We start from the raw sequence: 16,517 nt of genomic DNA on the forward strand, positions 1-16,517 counted from the left end.
CTCCGCCCCGTGCGCGACGCCCGCGTGATGGTGCGCGGCGTGCCGCTCGAGGACACCGAAACCTGGCAGCTCGACAACGCCGGCCAGGACGCCGCGCTGCGCGCGATGCTCGAGGCGGCCGGCCTGCGCGTCGAACAGGTGGCGCTCGATACGCTGCGCGACACGCCGCAACGCATTGCCGAGCTGCTGGCCGGCGCGGCGCTGCGCGGCGCGAGCGCGATCGTCGTCGATGCCGAAACCGGCGAGGATCTGGCCGCGATCGCGCGCGTCACCGCCGCGATCGATGCGCCGTTCTTCTGGGTCGGTTCGGGCGGTTTGTCGCGCGAGCTGGCCGATCTGCCCGAATTGTTCGCGGCGGAGCCGGCGGCGGCAGAGCCCGTTGCGCAAGCGTCGGCCGATGGCCCGCTGCTGGCGCTGGTCGGCAGCCTGTCGGCGATCTCCGAGCGTCAGTGCGCGCTGCTGCGCACCGAGGCCGGCATCGCCGAATTCATCGTGCCGCCGGCCGTGCTGCGCGAGGGCAGCGCCCACCCGCAATGGCGCGCGTGGCACGACCGCATCGGCGCATGCCTGCGCGGCCGGCAGGACGCCATCGTGCGCATCGGCCGCGACGACGCGTTCGATCCGGCCGAAGGCGCGCTGCTGTCGACCGCGCTCGCGGCGCTCGTCGCACCGTACGTCGACGGCCTTGGCGGCTTGATCGTGACTGGCGGCGAAACCGCTCGCGCGATGCTGGCCGCCGCGCGCATCGGCGGCCTCGAGCTGGCCTGCGAAATCGAGGCGGGCGTCGCGCTCGGCCGTCCGGGCGACGGCCGCGGCCCGCGCGTCGTCACCAAGGCCGGCGCGTTCGGCACCGAACACGCGCTGCTCGGCGCCTGGCGGCACCTGCGCGGCGAGCAGGACCCGGCGGCGCGCCGCAGCGCCTGAACCCCACGAATCCACCCCTGAACGAAACACATCATGAGCAACTATCTTCCCGTAATTGGCATCACGATGGGCGACGCGAGCGGCGTGGGCCCCGAGGTCGTCGTCAAGAGCCTCGTGCACGACACCGTGTACCAGCAGTGCCGTCCGCTCGTGATCGGCGATGCGCGCCGCCTGGAGCGCGCGATCGAGATCACCGGCGTGAAAGCCACCGTGCGCCGTATCGAGAGCGCCGCGCAGGCACGCTACGAACTCGGCGCCATCGACTGTATCGACCTCGAACTGATTCCCGCCGATCTGCCGTTCGGCCAGCTTTCGCCGGTGGCCGGCGACGCGGCCTATCGCTATATCGCGCGCGCCGTCGAGCTGGCGCAGGCCAACGAGATCGACGCGATCTGCACCGCGCCGCTGAACAAGGAGGCGCTGCACGCGGGCGGCCACAAGTTCCCGGGCCACACCGAAATGCTGGCGCACCTGACGGGCGTCGAGGAAGTGTCGATGATGCTGGTCGCGCCGCAACTGCGCGTGATCCACGTGACGACCCACATCGGCATCATCGACGCGATCCGCAAGATCGAGCCGGGCCTCGTGCAGCGCACGATCGAGCGCGGCAACGCCACGCTGATCAAGGCCGGCATCGCGAAGCCGCGGATCGGCGTGTGCGGCATCAATCCGCATGCGGGCGAGAACGGCCTGTTCGGCTACGGCGAGGAAGAGGAGAAGATCATCCCGGCCGTGACGCTGCTGCAGGCGCGCGGCCTCGACGTGACCGGCCCGCTGCCCGCCGATACGCTGTTCTATCGCGCCGGCCGCGGCGATTTCGACCTGGTGGTGGCGATGTATCACGATCAGGGCCACGGCCCGGTCAAGGTGCTCGGCCTCGAAGCGGGCGTGAACGTGACGGTCGGGCTGGACGTGGTGCGCACCTCGGTCGACCACGGCACGGCGTTCGACATCGCCGGCAAGGGCATCGCCGACGAAGGCAGCATGCTCGAAGCGCTGCGCCAGGGCGCCGAACTGGCGACGCGCCGCTCCTGAACGCGGCGCGCCCTGCGCCGCTCGTGCCGGCTCGCGACTCCCCTGCGCGAGCCGGCCGATGACGAAGCGGGCCGCTTCCCCTGGCGGCCCGCGTGGTCATGAGGGCCGACGTTCGTCGTTGTGCGCGTCGACGCCTTCCTGGCTTCCTTTCTTTCCCTGACGTTCCGCCGGTTGCTTCGGTTGCCTGCCTGCGCGCGAACGACGCCGCGCGGCGGTGCCGTGTTTCCCCTTCGATACTGACGTGCCGAGCACGCGTGCATCGCGCTGGCGTGGCTGCGCGTACGCGGAAGTCGGCCCCTGCGTGTAACGCTTCGTAATGTAGAATCGCGCGGCCGTCGCGAGCCTGGCATGGCGTTGTGTCGCGTCGTTGACGGGAATCGGATCGGGAATGAATCCGTATTGGTTTTGGCGGGTTGGCGTTGTAAGGCGCTGAAGAGGCGTCGATTTCGGGGGAGCCGTGCGGTGCCGGAGACAATCGTCGCGGCGCTCGGCTCGATTGCAGGAATGGCCGCGGCGCGTTTCGACGCGCATAGGAACGGGCTCGTCAGAAGCCCACGATTTCAATAGTGAAACATTCGAATAATTTCGATTTCCTGAGGCTCTTCGCAGCGCTCATGGTGTTGTATTCGCATCAGCATGCCTTGCTGGCGTTGCCGGAGCCGTCGGTTGCCAACGGCATGACGTTCGGGGCGATCGGCGTCGCGATCTTCTTCTCCATCAGCGGTTACCTCGTGATTCAAAGCTGGGAGCGCGATCCGCATGCCGGACGTTTCGTGGCGAAGCGATTCCTGCGAATCTGGCCGGGGTTGTTCGTCGTCACGATGCTCGCGGCCTTCGTGCTGGGGCCGCTGGTTTCCCGCTTGCCGGCAGCCGAGTATTTCCAGCATCCGTCGTTGTGGCATTACCTGAACAATCTTCGCTTGAAGATGGCGTTCGAATTGCCCGGCGTGTTCGAGCACAATCCGTATCCCAATGCGGTGAACGGATCGACGTGGACGATACCGCTTGAAGTGCGCTGGTATCTCTATTTGTTGATCGGCGGCGTGCTGACGTTGATGCGCAGGCGGTGGCTCGTGCTTGCCGCGGTTGTGGCCCTGTGTGTGAATTACTTTGCGATCTATCACGCCGAAACGAATCCCGATCAGGCGTACGGCACGCATTACGGCCTGTATTTTTGCGGCGGCGTGCTGATGTGGCTGTATCGCGATACCTGGGCGGGGCGACGCCGCGTGTGGGTCGTTGCGCTGGCGGCGTCGCTCGGCGCGACGGCCTGTCTTTTCGGCCAGATCATGTTGGGCGCGTGGCTGCTGATCACGCCGGTCGCGGTGATGTTCGGTGCGGCGTCCACGCCGTATCTGCGCCGCTTTGGCCGTTTCGGCGATCTTTCCTACGGTGTATATATCTATGCGTTCATCGTGCAGCAGACGCTGGTTTGGCATGTCGGATCGCGCTGGCCGTTCGGCGCTGACCTGGCGCTGAGCATTGCGATCACGCTCGTTTGCGCGTGGCTGTCCTGGCATCTGATCGAGAAGCGGGCGTTGTCGTATGTACCGCGCAAACCTGCCGCGCGTGACGACGTCGTGGAGCTCGATCGCGCGATGTCGGCTTGACGCCGTTGCGGTTGGCGGGCCGGCGGCCGGTTGAGTTGCCGTAATGATCCGTTAATATCGGCAGGGCCGCCGGGCGAGCAACCTTTCGTGTTGCCGAGTCCACGGATCAGCTTCGCAAAATCATGCGTGAGAGCGCAAGGGTGACCACAAGATGAGCAAGTTCATTGCCGCACTGGCATTCGCCGCCGAGAGACATCGACACCAACGCCGCAAGGACGTCGATGCCTCGCCCTACATCAACCATCCGATCGCGTTGGCCAACGTGCTGGCCAACGAGGCCGGCATCGACGACGAGCCGGTGCTGACCGCCGCGATCCTGCACGACGTGATCGAGGACACCGCCACCTCCGAGCAGGAACTGGTGCAACTGTTCGGCCAGATCGTGGCCGATATCGTGCGCGATGTGACCGACGACAAATCGCTGCCGAAAGCGGAGCGCAAGCGCCTTCAGGTCGAGCATGCCGCGCACATCAGCCGGCGCGCGAAGCTCGTCAAGCTCGCCGACAAGATCTGCAACCTGCGCGACATCGCCGCGAACCCGCCGGCCGATTGGCCCGAGGAACGCAAGCGCGAGTATTTCGATTGGGCGAAGGAGGTGGCCGACCAGGTGCGCGGCGTGCATCCGACGCTGGAGCGGCTGTTCGACGAGGCTTACGCGCGGCGGCCGGAAGCGTGAGGTGTGAACGTGCCGTTTCGATGTTCGGAGACGGCACAGCAAAAAGCCCGCTTGCTTTCGCAGAGCGGGCTTTTTTGATGTTTGGTTGCGGGGATAGGATTTGAACCTATGACCTTCGGGTTATGAGCCCGACGAGCTGCCAGACTGCTCCACCCCGCGACGCGTAGTGTACTGAGGTGAAGGGGGGATGTCAAACGAATTTGCGCGTTCGGTATGAAGTTGGGGACGTTGTGTGATGTGGCGGCCGCTTGAATGGCAACATATGTTGCCGTGGTTCGGTGGCCCCGAGTGTTGGCGAGCAAGGTTGGAGAAGCGCGAGCCGGCACCATGTGTGCAACCCCATATATCAAGCGGTTTCCGGTGAAGCTGGCTAAGTATCGGCTAGCGGTTGCCAGTGATCCAATACATGGCATTGGGGAGTCCGTCCCCGTAGTTCGCTTCCGGCGCGCTGGCAAGTTCGCGAATTCGCGCTTCCACGGTTTGATGTCCGAATGTTCGAATACAGGGTGTGATAAAAACCTGGTTTGCGCTCGGGTTAGGTTCTTTCAGTGCCGCTGTCAGCAGGGGATCGAGCAAGCTTCGGGGGACAGGATTTGCATACCTCATGACGCCCGCCACAAACCACTTTTTTGAGGTGGTGGATAGTGCGGAGTCGAACCATACAAGTGTCGCTGCGGTATCTCTGGGAAGCTTCGATGCGGCCAAGCCAAGTAATTTGTTGATCGTGTCGCGGTTGGCATGCTCGACGGATACCAACTGCGCATAGCGATCTGCGAACTCATCCCAATCGACGTTCATTTTTCACTCCCCGCGTAGATCCGCAATGCCGTTCGGCAGCATCTTCAAAAGATACCCTTGCCAACTTGGCTAGTAGTGGCCAAGTTTGGGTATTGATGGCAGGAAAAACTCCGCACAGCAAAGCTCTGCGGGTTTTTAGTCGATCGGGAAGCGTTAGGGGCCAACTGGTCCCCCCGACAGGAATCGAACCTGTATCTAGCGCTTAGGAGGCGCTTGTTCTATCCATTGAACTACGGGGAGCGGATAGGACGCCGGTGACGGCGTCGCGTGGCGGCGATGTATTCGGAACCGCCTGATTCAGCGGGGCAGAGTATAGCAAAGCTTCCCGCCCCGAAAACTGCCGTCGAGCGGGCCGAAGCGGCACGCTCAACCCAAGCTCAGAAATCCACCACCACGAAATCTTCCTTGCCCACATCGCACAGCGGGCAGCGCCAATCCGCCGGGATGTCGGCGAAGCGCGTGCCGGCCGGAATGCCTTCGTCGGGCAGGCCTTCCTGTTCGTTGTAGATCCACCCGCAGATCAGGCAAACCCAGCTTTGGTATTCGACGACTTCGCTCATGATGACGATCGGAAATTAGTGCGGAAACAGTGAAAATCGTGCGGCGGCAAGCCGACAGACCGCGCAATATACCCGAAACGCCCAGCCGCTCCGTCTGCGCCCGATCAAGGTCTGCCGGACGATTGCGCGCAGTCCGCCATCCGGCCAACTTAGAACCGCCCCCGATGCCCGTTACAATGGGCGCTTCCGAATCCTTCTCATCGCCGCTTCCCCCATGTCGCTCTATTCCATTACCGGCGCGCAGCTTGCGTTCGGTCACGTCGCGTTGCTCGATCACGCGGATTTCTCGCTCGAAGCCGGCGAGCGCGTCGGCCTCATCGGCCGCAACGGTGCGGGCAAGTCCTCGCTGCTGAAGATCGTCGCGGAGCTCGCGCGTCCCGACGACGGCCTGATTACCCGCCAGCAGGATCTGGTGACGGTCTACGTGTCGCAGGAGCCCGAGTTCGAGCCGGGGGTGTCGGTGTTCGACGCGGTCGCCGGCGGCCTCACGCACATCCAGGCGCTGCTCGACGAGTTCGACACGGTCGCGCACGGGCTCGCCGATGAACCCGAAGGCGCCGCGCACGACGCGCTGATGGCGCGCATGAACACGCTGCAAGCGTCGCTCGACATGGCGGACGGCTGGAACTGGCGCACCCGCGTGGCCACCACGCTGGCGCAGATCGGCCTCGACGGCGCGCTGCTGGTGGAAGCGCTGTCGGGCGGCATGAAAAAGCGCGTGGCGCTGGCCCGTGCGCTGGTGCTGCAGCCCGACGTACTGCTGCTCGACGAACCGACCAATCACCTCGATTTCGAAGGCATCCGCTGGCTCGAAGAGCTGCTGATCTCGCAGCGCTCGAGCGTGCTGTTCATTACCCACGATCGCGCGTTCCTCGATCGCGTCGCCACCCGCATCGTCGAACTCGATCGCGGCCGCCTGCTGTCCTATCCCGGCAACTTCTCGCAATATCAAACGCGCAAGGAGCAGCAACTGGAAGTCGAGCGCGTCGAGAACGCGAAGTTCGACAAGCTGCTGGCGCAGGAAGAAATCTGGATCCGCAAGGGCGTGGAAGCGCGCCGCACGCGCAGCGTCGGGCGCATCGCGCGCCTGGTGGACATGCGTAACGAGCGCGCCGAGCGGCGCAACGCGCAGGGCAACGTGCGTCTCGATGTCGGGCAGGGCGAGAAGTCGGGCAAGATCGTCGCGGAACTGACCGACGTCACGATCCGCTACGACGGCCGCACCTTCATCGACACCTTCTCCAGCACGGTGATGCGCGGCGACAAGATCGGCCTGATCGGGCCGAACGGCGTAGGCAAGACCACCATGCTGAAGCTGATCCTCGGCGAACTGACGCCGGACGAAGGCAAGGTCCGCACCGGCACCAATCTGCAGGTGGCGTATTTCGACCAGATGCGCGCGCAGCTCGATCTGGACAAGAGCCTCGCCGATACGATCAGCCCCGGCAGCGAATGGGTGGAAGTCGCCGGCACGAAGAAGCACGTGATGAGCTACCTGGGCGACTTCCTGTTCGCGCCGGAACGCGCCCGGTCGCCGGTCCGCTCGCTGTCGGGCGGCGAGCGCAACCGCCTGCTGCTGGCACGCCTGTTCGCACGCCCGGCCAACGTACTGGTGCTCGACGAACCCACCAACGATCTCGACATCCCCACGCTCGAGCTGCTCGAGGAACTGCTGGCCGACTACGACGGCACGGTGCTGCTGGTCAGCCACGATCGCGCGTTCCTCGACAACGTGGTGACCTCGGTGATCGCATCGGAAGGGCAGGGCCGCTGGCGCGAATACGTCGGCGGCTTTACCGACTGGCAAACCCAGCACGCGCGCTCGGCCGCGCTCCTGCAGCAAGACAAGCCGCAGGAAGCCGCGCCGCGCGCGGCAGCGTCCGCGCCGAAGGACGACGCGAGCAAGAACGCGGCGGCCCGCGGCACGCCGCGCCCGGTCAAGCTGTCGTTCAACGAACAGCGCGAACTCGACGGCCTGCCCGCGAAGATCGCCGCGATCGAAGCCGAGCAGGCCGCGATCAGCGCGCAGCTCGCGGACGGCACGATCTTCGCGCGCGACGCGAAGGAAGGCACGCGCCTCACCCAGCGCTACGCCACGCTCGACGACGACCTGCTCGCCGCGCTCGAGCGCTCGGAAGAACTCGAGGCCAAGCGCAAGCCTTCATGAGCGCGCGCGCAAGGAACCAGTAAAATACGCCGCGTTCCGGCCCCGGCGTCGCATGCGGCGCCGCCCGGTTTCGGAGCAGTCGCGTCAGCGCATTGTTTCGATTGGCTTTTTTATCGAATTCAACGTTTTGTCCACGATGTTGTCCACACGATCTGGGGATAAGCATCGCGGGCAATGGATGAACTAGCGCCTATGTCCACGAAAAAGCCCGCAGCGGCCTACAGCGAAGCATCGATCAAGGTGCTGAAGGGTCTCGAACCCGTCAAGCAGCGGCCCGGTATGTACACGCGTACCGAAAATCCGCTGCACATCATCCAGGAAGTCATCGACAACGCCTCCGACGAGGCGCTCGGCGGCCACGGCAAGCAGATCACGGTCACGCTGCACGCGGATCAGTCGGTTTCGGTCGAGGACGACGGCCGCGGCATTCCATACGGCATGCACCCGGAAGAAGGCGTGCCGGTGGTCGAAATCGTTTTCACGCGCCTGCACGCCGGCGGCAAGTTCGACAAGGCGGCCGGCGGCGCCTACACGTTCTCGGGCGGCCTGCACGGCGTGGGCGTGTCGGTCACCAACGCGCTGGCCACGCGCCTCGACGTCACCGTCTGGCGCGACGGCAAGATCGCCGAGCTCGGTTTCGCGTCCGGCGATGTCGTCAAGCCGCTCGTCACGCAGCCAGCCGGCCGCGGCGAGAAGAAATCGGGCACGCGCGTGCGCGTCTGGCCCGACGGCAAGTATTTCGATTCGCCGAACCTGCCGGCCGGCGAACTGCAGCGCCTGCTGCGCTCGAAGGCGGTGCTGCTGCCGGGCGTCGAAGTGGTGCTGGTCACCGAGAAAACCGGCGAGCGCCAGGTCTGGAAATACGAAGACGGCCTGCGCGGCTACCTGCTCGACGAAATGAACGGCAGCGAGCTGCTGATTCCGCTGTTCGAAGGCGAGCGCTTCGCCGATTCGAAAAGCTCGGGCGACGACACCTTCGCCGACGGCGAAGGCGCCTCGTGGGTGGTGGCCTGGAGCGAGGAAGGCTCGCTCACGCGCGAGTCCTACGTGAACCTGATTCCGACGCCGGCTGGCGGCACGCACGAATCGGGGCTGCGCGATGGCCTCTATCAGGCGGTCAAGAGCTTCGTCGAGCTGCACAACCTGCAGCCGAAGGGCGTCAAGCTGCTGGCCGAGGACGTGTTCGCGCGCGTCTCGTTCGTGCTGTCGGCGAAGGTGCTCGATCCGCAGTTTCAAGGCCAGATCAAGGAACGCCTGAACAGCCGCGACGCGGTCAAGCTGGTGTCGTCGTTCTCGCGTCCGGCGCTCGAACTGTGGCTGAACCAGCACGTCGAGCACGGCAAGAAGCTGGCCGATCTCGTGATCAAGCAGGCGCAGGCGCGCACGCGCGCGGGCCAGAAGGTCGAGAAGCGCAAGAGCTCGGGCGTGGCGGTGCTGCCCGGCAAGCTGACCGATTGCGAGACGCAGGACATCGCGCGCAACGAGCTGTTCCTGGTCGAGGGCGACTCGGCCGGCGGCTCGGCCAAGATGGGCCGCGACAAGGAATACCAGGCGATCCTGCCGCTGCGCGGCAAGGTGCTGAACACCTGGGAAACCGAGCGCGACCGCCTGTTCGCGAACAATGAGGTGCACGACATCTCGGTGGCGATCGGCGTGGATCCGCACGGCCCGGACGATACCGTCGACCTGTCGAACCTGCGCTACGGCAAGATCTGCATCCTGTCGGACGCGGACGTGGACGGCGCGCACATCCAGGTGCTGCTGCTCACGCTGTTCTTCAAGCATTTCCCGCAGCTGATCGAGCGCGGCCACGTGTGCGTGGCGCGCCCGCCGCTGTTCCGCGTCGATGCGCCGGCGCGCGGCAAGAAGCCCGCGCAGAAGCTCTACGCGCTCGACGACGGCGAGCTCGAGGCGATCCTCGACAAGCTGCGCAAGGACGGCGTGCGCGAGACGCAGTGGTCGATCAGCCGCTTCAAGGGCCTCGGCGAGATGAGCGCCGAGCAGCTGTGGGACACCACCATGAATCCCGATACGCGCCGCCTCACGCCGGTCGCGCTCGGCGGGCTCGATTACGACGCCACGGTGTCGCGCATGACGATGCTGATGGGCAAGGGCGAGGCGTCCGCGCGCCGCGGCTGGCTCGAGGAAAAGGGCAACGAGGTCGAGGTGGATATCTGAGCGGCGTGATCCGCGCCGCGCACGCGATGCGCCGCGCGGCACCCCGGCCGAGCCGCCCCTGAACCGATACGGAAGCGATACCAGATGGATGACAACACCCCCGATTTTTTCGATGAGCCGCCCGCGCCGCCCGGCGGCGGCGATGTCCTGACGCTCGGCGATTACGCCGAGAGCGCGTACCTCAGCTACGCGGTCAGCGTCGTCAAGGGCCGCGCGCTGCCGGACGTCTGCGACGGCCAGAAGCCGGTCCAGCGCCGGATCCTGTTCGCGATGAACGAGATGGGCCTCGGCAACAACGCCAAGCCCGTCAAGTCGGCGCGCGTGGTGGGCGACGTGCTCGGCAAGTACCACCCGCACGGCGACCAATCGGCCTACGACGCGCTCGTGCGTCTCGCGCAGGATTTCTCGATGCGCTACCCGCTGATCGATGGCCAGGGCAACTTCGGCTCGCGCGACGGCGACGGCGCGGCCGCGATGCGGTACACGGAAGCGCGGCTCACGCCGATCGCCCAGTTGCTGCTCGACGAGATCGATCAGGGCACGGTCGGCTTCATGCCGAACTACGACGGTTCGTTCCAGGAGCCGCAACTGCTGCCCGCGCGCCTGCCGTTCGCGCTGCTGAACGGCGCCTCGGGCATCGCGGTCGGCCTCGCCACCGAAATCCCGTCGCACAACCTGCGCGAAGTGGCAGCCGCGGCCGTCGCGCTGATCCGCAACCCGAAGCTCTCGCACGCCGAACTGATGCAACTGGTGCCCGGCCCGGATTTCCCGGGCGGCGGCCAGATCATCTCGAGCGACGCGGAAATTGCCGCCGCCTACGAAGCCGGGCGCGGCAGCCTCAAGGTGCGCGCGCGCTGGAAGATCGAGGATCTCGCGCGCGGCCAGTGGCAACTGGTGGTCAACGAATTGCCGCCGAACACCTCGGGCCAGAAGGTGCTCGAGGAAATCGAGGAACTGACCAATCCGAAGATCAAGGCCGGCAAGAAGACGCTCACGCAGGAACAGGCCAACACCAAGAAGACCATGCTCGACCTGCTCGACGCCGTGCGCGACGAGTCGGGCAAGGATGCGCCGGTGCGGCTCGTGTTCGAGCCGAAATCGCGCACCATCGATCAGACCGAGTTCGTGCAGTCGCTGCTCGCGCACACCAGCCTCGAATCGAACGCGGCGCTGAACCTCGTGATGATCGGCCCGGACGGCCGGCCCGCGCAGAAGGGGCTCGGCACGATCCTCGGCGAGTGGGTGGGCTTCCGCCAGCAGACGTTGACGCGGCGCTGCCGCCATCGCCTCGGCAAGGTCGACGACCGCATCCATATCCTCGAAGGGCGGATGATCGTCTTCCTGAACATCGACGAGGTGATCCGGATCATCCGCGAGTCGGACGAGCCGAAGGCCGCGCTGATGTCGGCGTTCGGGCTGACCGAGCGTCAGGCCGACGACATTCTCGAAATCCGCCTGCGTCAGCTCGCGCGGCTCGAGAAGATCAAGATCGAGAAGGAACTCGAGGAACTGCGCGCCGAGAAGGCCAAGCTGGAAGACCTGCTGGCCAACGACAGCGCGATGAAGCGGCTGATGATCAAGGAGATCGAGGGCGACGCCAAGCAGTTCGGCGACGACCGCCGCACGCTGATCCAGCAGGAAAAGCGCGCGATCTTCGAAGCCAAGGTGATCGACGAGCCGGTGACGGTGGTGGTGTCGCAGAAGGGCTGGGTGCGGGCGCTGAAGGGCCATGGGCTCGATCCGGCGAGCTTCACGTTCAAGGCCGGCGACAGCCTCTACGCGGCGTTCCAGTGCCGCACGCCCGACACGCTGATCGCGTGGGGCAGCAAGGGCCGCGTGCACTCGGTGCCGGTGCAGGTGCTGCCGGGCGGGCGCGGCGACGGCGTGCCGGTCACCTCGCTGATCGAGCTCGAATCGGGCACGCACCTGATGCACTACTTCGCGGCGGGCGCCGAGCAGCAACTGCTGCTCGCGTCGAGCAACGGCTTCGGCTTCATCGCCAAGGTGGGCGACATGATCAGCCGTCAGAAGGCCGGCAAGGCGTTCATGACGATCGACGACGGCGCGGCGCCGCTCGCGCCGATGCCGGTCGTGCCGCTCGCCACGCAGGTGGCCTGCCTGTCGGGGCAGGGGCGCCTGCTGGTGTTCGGCATCGACGAGATGAAGACGCTGTCGGCCGGCGGCCGCGGCGTGATCCTGATGGCGCTGGAAGACAAGGAAGCATTGGTGCAGGCGCTGGCGATCGACGGCCGTGGCGTGGTGCTGCAAGGCACCGGCCGCGGCGGCAAGGCGCAGGATGCGGTGCTGGCGGGCGCGGCGCTTGCGCCGCTGGTCGGCAAGCGCGCCCGCAAGGGCCGCGCGCCGGATCTCAAGCTGAAGCTGTCCGGCCTGCGTCCGATCTTCGACTGACGAAGCTCGCGGCGGCGCGGCCTGCGCGCCTGCCGCCGCGTTTCGTCCGGCCCCGGCTGCGCCGCCCGCGCACCGGGGCTTTTTCATGGATGGATCCCGCGCGGTATCGAGCGCGGCGTCGAACGCGATCCGCGACATTCGTCGAGATTTCGTGTCAAATGTCGCCCGCATACCGAACCGGCGCGCCTCGGGCCGGTCGAACCGGCTCAGGCCGCCGTTGCGAGCCGGCTTCCGGTTGCCGTCTTTCGGCCCCCGGCCCGATTCGCTCGATAACAACACACTCAGGATTGCTCATGTCCCACGCCATTGCCGTCGCGCTGTTCCTTCATCTTCTTGCCGTCGCGGTGTGGGTGGGCGGGATGGTGTTCGCGCATTTCTGCCTGCGCCCCGCGCTGTCGGATCTTTCGCCGCAACTGCGGCTGCCGCTGATCGAGGCCGTGTTCGGGCGCTTCTTCAACTGGGTGGCGGGGGCCGTGCTCGTCACGCTGCTGACGGGCGGCTTCCTGCTGACGGCGTTCGGCGGCGCGCATGCCACCTGGCCGCTGCACGCGATGGCCGGCCTTGGCGTGTTGATGATGCTGATCTTCGGCCACATCCGTTTCGCGCTGTTTCCGCGCATTCGCCGCGCCGTGCAGGCGCAGAACTGGCCGGACGGCGCGCGCGCCGTGGGCACGATGCGCATGCTGGTGGTGGTCAACCTGGTGCTCGGCGTCGTGACGATTGCCGCGGCGGTGTTGTCGCGCGGCTTCTGAGCCCGAGAAGGCGTCAAGCTTCAAGCGGCGCGCAACGCACGCGCCGCGTTTTACCTTCCTGCCCGGCGACGCTCAGTCGCCGCGGCCGTCGCCCGGTTCGTGCGAGATGTTCGCGATCCGGGCCAGATGCGCCGCGCTCGACGTCGCGCGCGGCTGCGGCTCCAGCGTTTCGCACACGCCGAAGCGCGCCAGCAGCGCCGCGATCCCGTCCGACGGCACCGCGCGCGAGAACAGGAAGCCCTGCGCCTGGATCGGCCCGAGCGCCGACAGCCACGCCACCTGCTCCTCGGTTTCGGTGCCCTCGACCACCACGGTCAGCCCGAGCGCGCGCGCCAGGTGCACGATCGACGACACCATCACGCACACGCTGCGATCGGCCGGGATCGCCTGCACGAACGAGCGATCCACCTTCAGCGTGTCCACCGCGAAACGGTGCAGATACGACAGCGACGAATAGCCGGTGCCGAAATCGTCGAGCGCCACGCGGATGCCGAGCTTCTTCAGCGCCATGATCTTGTCCGACACCAGCTCGGGAAACTCCATCATCGCCGTCTCGGTGATCTCGATCTCGAGCCGGTCCGCCGCGATGCCGGTTTCGGCCAGCGCGCTGGAGATGGTCTCGATCAGGTCGCCGCGCCAGAACTGCACGGGCGAGACGTTGACGGCGAGCGTCAGCGTGTCGTGGCCTTCGTCGCGCCAGCGCGCCAGTTGACGGCACGCGGTGCGCACCACGAAATCGCCGATCGGCACGATCAGGCCGGTCGATTCGGCCACCGCGATGAATTCGGTGGCGGCGATCAGCCCGTGGGTGGGGTGATTCCAGCGCACCAGCGCCTCGAAGCCGGCGATGCAGCGCCGCGTCAGGTCGATCTTCGGCTGAAACGCGAGGAACAACTGCCCCTCGGCGAGCGCCACGCGCAACTGCTGTTCCCAGCGCATCAGGTGATCGGCGCGATGCGACAGGTGCGGCGCGTAGAACTGGTAGCAGTTCTTGCCGGCGTCCTTGGCGCTGTACATCGCGAGGTCGGCCTTCTTCAGCAGGTCGATCTCGCTTTCGTTGGGCACGGTGTGCAGCACGATGCCGATGCTCGCATGCAGCACGAACGTGCTGCCGCGCACCTCGAACGCATCGGCGAACATGCCGATGATCGATTCGGCGAGCCGCACGGCGCGGCGCTCCACGTCGTCGCCCTTGACCACCACCACGAACTCGTCGCCGCCGATCCGCGACAGCGTGCCGTCGTGGCCCACCGCGTCGGACAGCCGCGCGGCCGTCATTTGCAGCACGATGTCGCCGGCGTTGTGGCCGAGCGTGTCGTTCACCGTCTTGAAGTTGTCGAGATCGATGAACAGGATCGCCAGGTGCCGCAGGTTGGCCGGTTCGGCCACGTCGTTGCGCAACTCGCGCAGCGTCGTGTAGCGGTTCGCCAGGCCGGTCAGCAGGTCGTATTCGGCAAGCTGCGTCATCTCGCGCTCGCGCCCGAGCAGCTTGCCGATCAGCCCGGTGGCCACGCCGAAGAACGCGAGCATCGCCAGCGTGATGAAGCTCGTCATCAGCAGGTAGACGTTGCGCGTGTGGTTGTAGTCGGACAGTTCCTCCGCCTGCGACAACCCCACCAGCACGCCGAGCGGATAGCCGTCGAGATGGCGGTACGACACGATCCGCATCGTGCCGTCGATCGGATCGGCATAGGTGCCCGACACGCGCTCGGCGATCGGGTACACGCCGGACGCCGAGAAGCTGCCCGGGCGGCTCGTGCCCGGCGCGCCGGTGCGCCGCGCGAGCACCGCGCCCGTGTCGGACACCACGGCGATCACGCCGTCCTTGCCGACCGCCGCGTTGTTGTAGAAATCGCTCGTGAAATAGCTCGGATCCTCGGACACCACCACCACGCCCGCGAACGAGCCGTCGGGCGCGTTCAGGCGGCGCGTCATCTGCAGCGTCCATTGGCCCGACAGGCGGCCGAGCACCGGCCGGCTGATGTACATCTCGTCGTCGTTGTGGGTGGCGTGCACCTGGAAGTGCTCGCGATCGGAGAGGTCCATCGGCTTCGGATGCGGATCGGCCGTGTTGGCGAACAGGCGGCCGTTGGCGTCGAGCAGCGAGACCTGGATCAGCGTGTCGCTCGGCACCACGCCGCGCTCCACCGCACTCGCCAGGTTGAAGTGCTCGGGCGATTTCTCGAACTCGAACTTCACGAAGCGCGTGATCTGGTCGACCTGGTGGATCGACTTGATGGTGTGCTGCTCGAGGGCCGTGGAGAGGATCGCGGCGGAGGCGGCCGCTTCCCGGTAGGCGCTGTCCTTCTCCACCGACAGCCGCATGACGATCGCCGTCCACAGCAGCGCGATCGCGATCGTCCCGAGCAGGGGGATCGCGAACAACGTGCGGCGGCGAGTGCGGCGCGGGCGCGGCTGGCGCGCGAGCTCGGCGAGTTGACGCAACGAATTCATCGGATGACTAACGGTCGATCGGCATGGAACAGCGGGTTCGGGTCGTGCGGCTGAGGCTGCGTGCACCGGCGGCGCCTGCGCGCGAGGCGCGGGCGTGCCGGCATGTGGCCCGGTCGCGCGTGCCGCTTGCCCGGCATCGCGCGGTGGTGTTGCCCCCGCGTCGTGCGGGTGGCGCGCTATGTTTTTCCGACTCCTTGGACGGCATGCCGCCGGCACGCATTGCGCACCGGCCCATGTGGCGGCCGCTCGGGTTCGATTGATCCCGATATTACTGGTTGGTCGGCGAATTAGATAGCGAGGGCAAAAACCGAGGCGGGGCCGATAGGCCGCTATCGAAGACATGCATGATTTGAAACAAAGTAAAGAATCGTTTCGAAGTCATGCAAGTACGGCCGTGCGATGCACGGCCGGTGGATGTCACGGCAACAGGAAGCTGCCGTCGACGACGGTGACGGCATCGCCGCCGATCCAGATCGTGTCGTTTTCGTAGTCGACCGACACGCGGCCGTCGCGGCCGATCGCGGTGCCCTGGCGCACCGTGTAGGCGTTGCCGGGGCGCAGGCCCTGGCGGTCGAGCAGGCCGGCGATCGCCGCGTTGGCGCTGCCGGTGACCGGATCCTCGCCCACGCCGAATTGCTCGCCCGTCATCAGGCAGCGCACTTCGAAGGTGGCCGGGCCGCCGTCCGAATGCGGCGCATAGGCGGCTATGCCATGTGTGCCGACCGAGGCGACGATACCGGCGAGCGCCTGCGCGTCCGGTGCGAGCGCGAGGCAGTCGGCCGCCGTGGCGAGCCGCACCACGAGCCACGGCGCACCGTTGTCGACGCCGCATGGGGCCGCGTCGAACACGATGGCGTCGCTGCGCAAGGCTGCCGCGAGCGCGGGATAGGCCGAGGCGGGCAACGGCGTCACGCGTGCCGGCGGCGCGGCGAACGCGCGCCGGCCGTCAGGCTG

Annotated in this window: 13 protein-coding genes and 2 tRNA genes; 8 read left to right on the top strand and 7 right to left on the bottom strand. The window is 66.5% G+C overall.

The window, feature by feature from the left end; all coding sequences use genetic code 11:
• Both G3N92_RS20075 and pdxA read left to right on the top strand, forming a co-directional pair.
• Positions 1-924, top strand: a 924-nt coding sequence (locus G3N92_RS20075; protein WP_206129327.1) for a nucleotide-binding domain containing protein, incomplete at its 5' end; no start/stop codon positions are given.
• A 33-nt stretch (positions 925-957) separates the two neighbouring features.
• Positions 958-1,959, top strand: coding sequence for a 4-hydroxythreonine-4-phosphate dehydrogenase PdxA (gene pdxA, locus G3N92_RS20080; protein WP_206129328.1), 1,002 nt, complete (start codon positions 958-960; stop codon positions 1,957-1,959).
• Between the two features lie 96 nt (positions 1,960-2,055).
• Here the strand turns inward: pdxA and G3N92_RS20085 are convergent, their stop codons facing one another.
• Positions 2,056-2,490, bottom strand: a complete 435-nt coding sequence (locus tag G3N92_RS20085; protein WP_206129329.1) for a hypothetical protein — start codon at positions 2,488-2,490, stop codon at positions 2,056-2,058.
• Between the two features lie 35 nt (positions 2,491-2,525).
• On the opposite strand from G3N92_RS20085, the gene G3N92_RS20090 reads away from it, so the two are divergent.
• Together G3N92_RS20090 and G3N92_RS20095 are read left to right on the top strand one after the other, a co-directional pair.
• Positions 2,526-3,569, top strand: a complete 1,044-nt coding sequence (locus G3N92_RS20090) for an acyltransferase (protein WP_206129330.1) — start codon at positions 2,526-2,528, stop codon at positions 3,567-3,569.
• A gap of 151 nt (positions 3,570-3,720) precedes the next feature.
• Positions 3,721-4,245 carry an HD domain-containing protein gene (locus tag G3N92_RS20095; protein WP_206129331.1) on the top strand — a complete coding sequence of 175 codons (525 nt, stop codon included), beginning with the start codon at positions 3,721-3,723 and terminating at the stop codon, positions 4,243-4,245.
• 82 nt (positions 4,246-4,327) lie between these two features.
• Here the strand turns inward: G3N92_RS20095 and G3N92_RS20100 are convergent.
• From G3N92_RS20100 to G3N92_RS20115, 4 genes are all read right to left on the bottom strand, one after another.
• A tRNA-Met gene (locus G3N92_RS20100) sits at positions 4,328-4,404 on the bottom strand.
• Positions 4,405-4,626: 222 nt separating this feature from the next.
• Positions 4,627-5,043, bottom strand: a complete 417-nt coding sequence (locus tag G3N92_RS20105) for a hypothetical protein (protein ID WP_206129332.1) — start codon at positions 5,041-5,043, stop codon at positions 4,627-4,629.
• Positions 5,044-5,208: 165 nt separating this feature from the next.
• Positions 5,209-5,283: transfer RNA gene (locus G3N92_RS20110), tRNA-Arg, on the bottom strand.
• 137 nt (positions 5,284-5,420) lie between these two features.
• On the bottom strand, positions 5,421-5,603 hold the full coding sequence (locus tag G3N92_RS20115; protein WP_206129333.1) for a rubredoxin: 183 nt from the start codon (positions 5,601-5,603) through the stop codon (positions 5,421-5,423).
• 214 nt (positions 5,604-5,817) lie between these two features.
• Between G3N92_RS20115 and G3N92_RS20120 the strand changes: the two genes are divergently transcribed.
• From G3N92_RS20120 to G3N92_RS20135, 4 genes are all read left to right on the top strand, one after another.
• On the top strand, positions 5,818-7,770 hold the full coding sequence (locus G3N92_RS20120) for an ATP-binding cassette domain-containing protein (RefSeq protein ID WP_206129334.1): 1,953 nt from the start codon (positions 5,818-5,820) through the stop codon (positions 7,768-7,770).
• Positions 7,771-7,962: 192 nt separating this feature from the next.
• Positions 7,963-9,948, top strand: coding sequence for a DNA topoisomerase IV subunit B (locus tag G3N92_RS20125; protein WP_206129335.1), 1,986 nt, complete (start codon positions 7,963-7,965; stop codon positions 9,946-9,948).
• Positions 9,949-10,032: 84 nt separating this feature from the next.
• Positions 10,033-12,357: a DNA topoisomerase IV subunit A gene (gene parC, locus G3N92_RS20130; protein ID WP_206129336.1), complete on the top strand. Its 2,325-nt coding sequence runs from the start codon at positions 10,033-10,035 to the stop codon at positions 12,355-12,357.
• 293 nt (positions 12,358-12,650) lie between these two features.
• Positions 12,651-13,109, top strand: a complete 459-nt coding sequence (locus G3N92_RS20135) for a CopD family protein (protein WP_206129337.1) — start codon at positions 12,651-12,653, stop codon at positions 13,107-13,109.
• Between the two features lie 72 nt (positions 13,110-13,181).
• Here G3N92_RS20135 and G3N92_RS20140 read toward each other — a convergent pair whose 3' ends face one another.
• Positions 13,182-15,563 carry an EAL domain-containing protein gene (locus tag G3N92_RS20140; RefSeq protein WP_206129338.1) on the bottom strand — a complete coding sequence of 794 codons (2,382 nt, stop codon included), beginning with the start codon at positions 15,561-15,563 and terminating at the stop codon, positions 13,182-13,184.
• Positions 15,564-15,980: 417 nt separating this feature from the next.
• A partial coding sequence (locus G3N92_RS20145; RefSeq protein WP_206129339.1) for a PhzF family phenazine biosynthesis protein occupies positions 15,981-16,517 on the bottom strand: 537 nt, incomplete at its 5' end.

The sequence above is a fragment of the Burkholderia sp. Ac-20379 genome (genome assembly GCF_017104645.1).
GTDB lineage: Bacteria > Pseudomonadota > Gammaproteobacteria > Burkholderiales > Burkholderiaceae > Burkholderia.

Coding starts and splice junctions, on each gene's coding strand:
- G3N92_RS20105 (WP_206129332.1), bottom strand. CDS start 5,043: ATGAACGTCGATTGGGATGAGTTCGCAGATCGCTATGCGCAGTTGGTA.
- G3N92_RS20120 (WP_206129334.1), top strand. CDS start 5,818: ATGTCGCTCTATTCCATTACCGGCGCGCAGCTTGCGTTCGGTCACGTC.
- parC (WP_206129336.1), top strand. CDS start 10,033: ATGGATGACAACACCCCCGATTTTTTCGATGAGCCGCCCGCGCCGCCC.
- G3N92_RS20095 (WP_206129331.1), top strand. CDS start 3,721: ATGAGCAAGTTCATTGCCGCACTGGCATTCGCCGCCGAGAGACATCGA.
- G3N92_RS20140 (WP_206129338.1), bottom strand. CDS start 15,563: ATGAATTCGTTGCGTCAACTCGCCGAGCTCGCGCGCCAGCCGCGCCCG.
- G3N92_RS20125 (WP_206129335.1), top strand. CDS start 7,963: ATGTCCACGAAAAAGCCCGCAGCGGCCTACAGCGAAGCATCGATCAAG.
- G3N92_RS20135 (WP_206129337.1), top strand. CDS start 12,651: ATGTCCCACGCCATTGCCGTCGCGCTGTTCCTTCATCTTCTTGCCGTC.
- G3N92_RS20115 (WP_206129333.1), bottom strand. CDS start 5,603: ATGAGCGAAGTCGTCGAATACCAAAGCTGGGTTTGCCTGATCTGCGGG.
- pdxA (WP_206129328.1), top strand. CDS start 958: ATGAGCAACTATCTTCCCGTAATTGGCATCACGATGGGCGACGCGAGC.
- G3N92_RS20085 (WP_206129329.1), bottom strand. CDS start 2,490: ATGCGCGTCGAAACGCGCCGCGGCCATTCCTGCAATCGAGCCGAGCGC.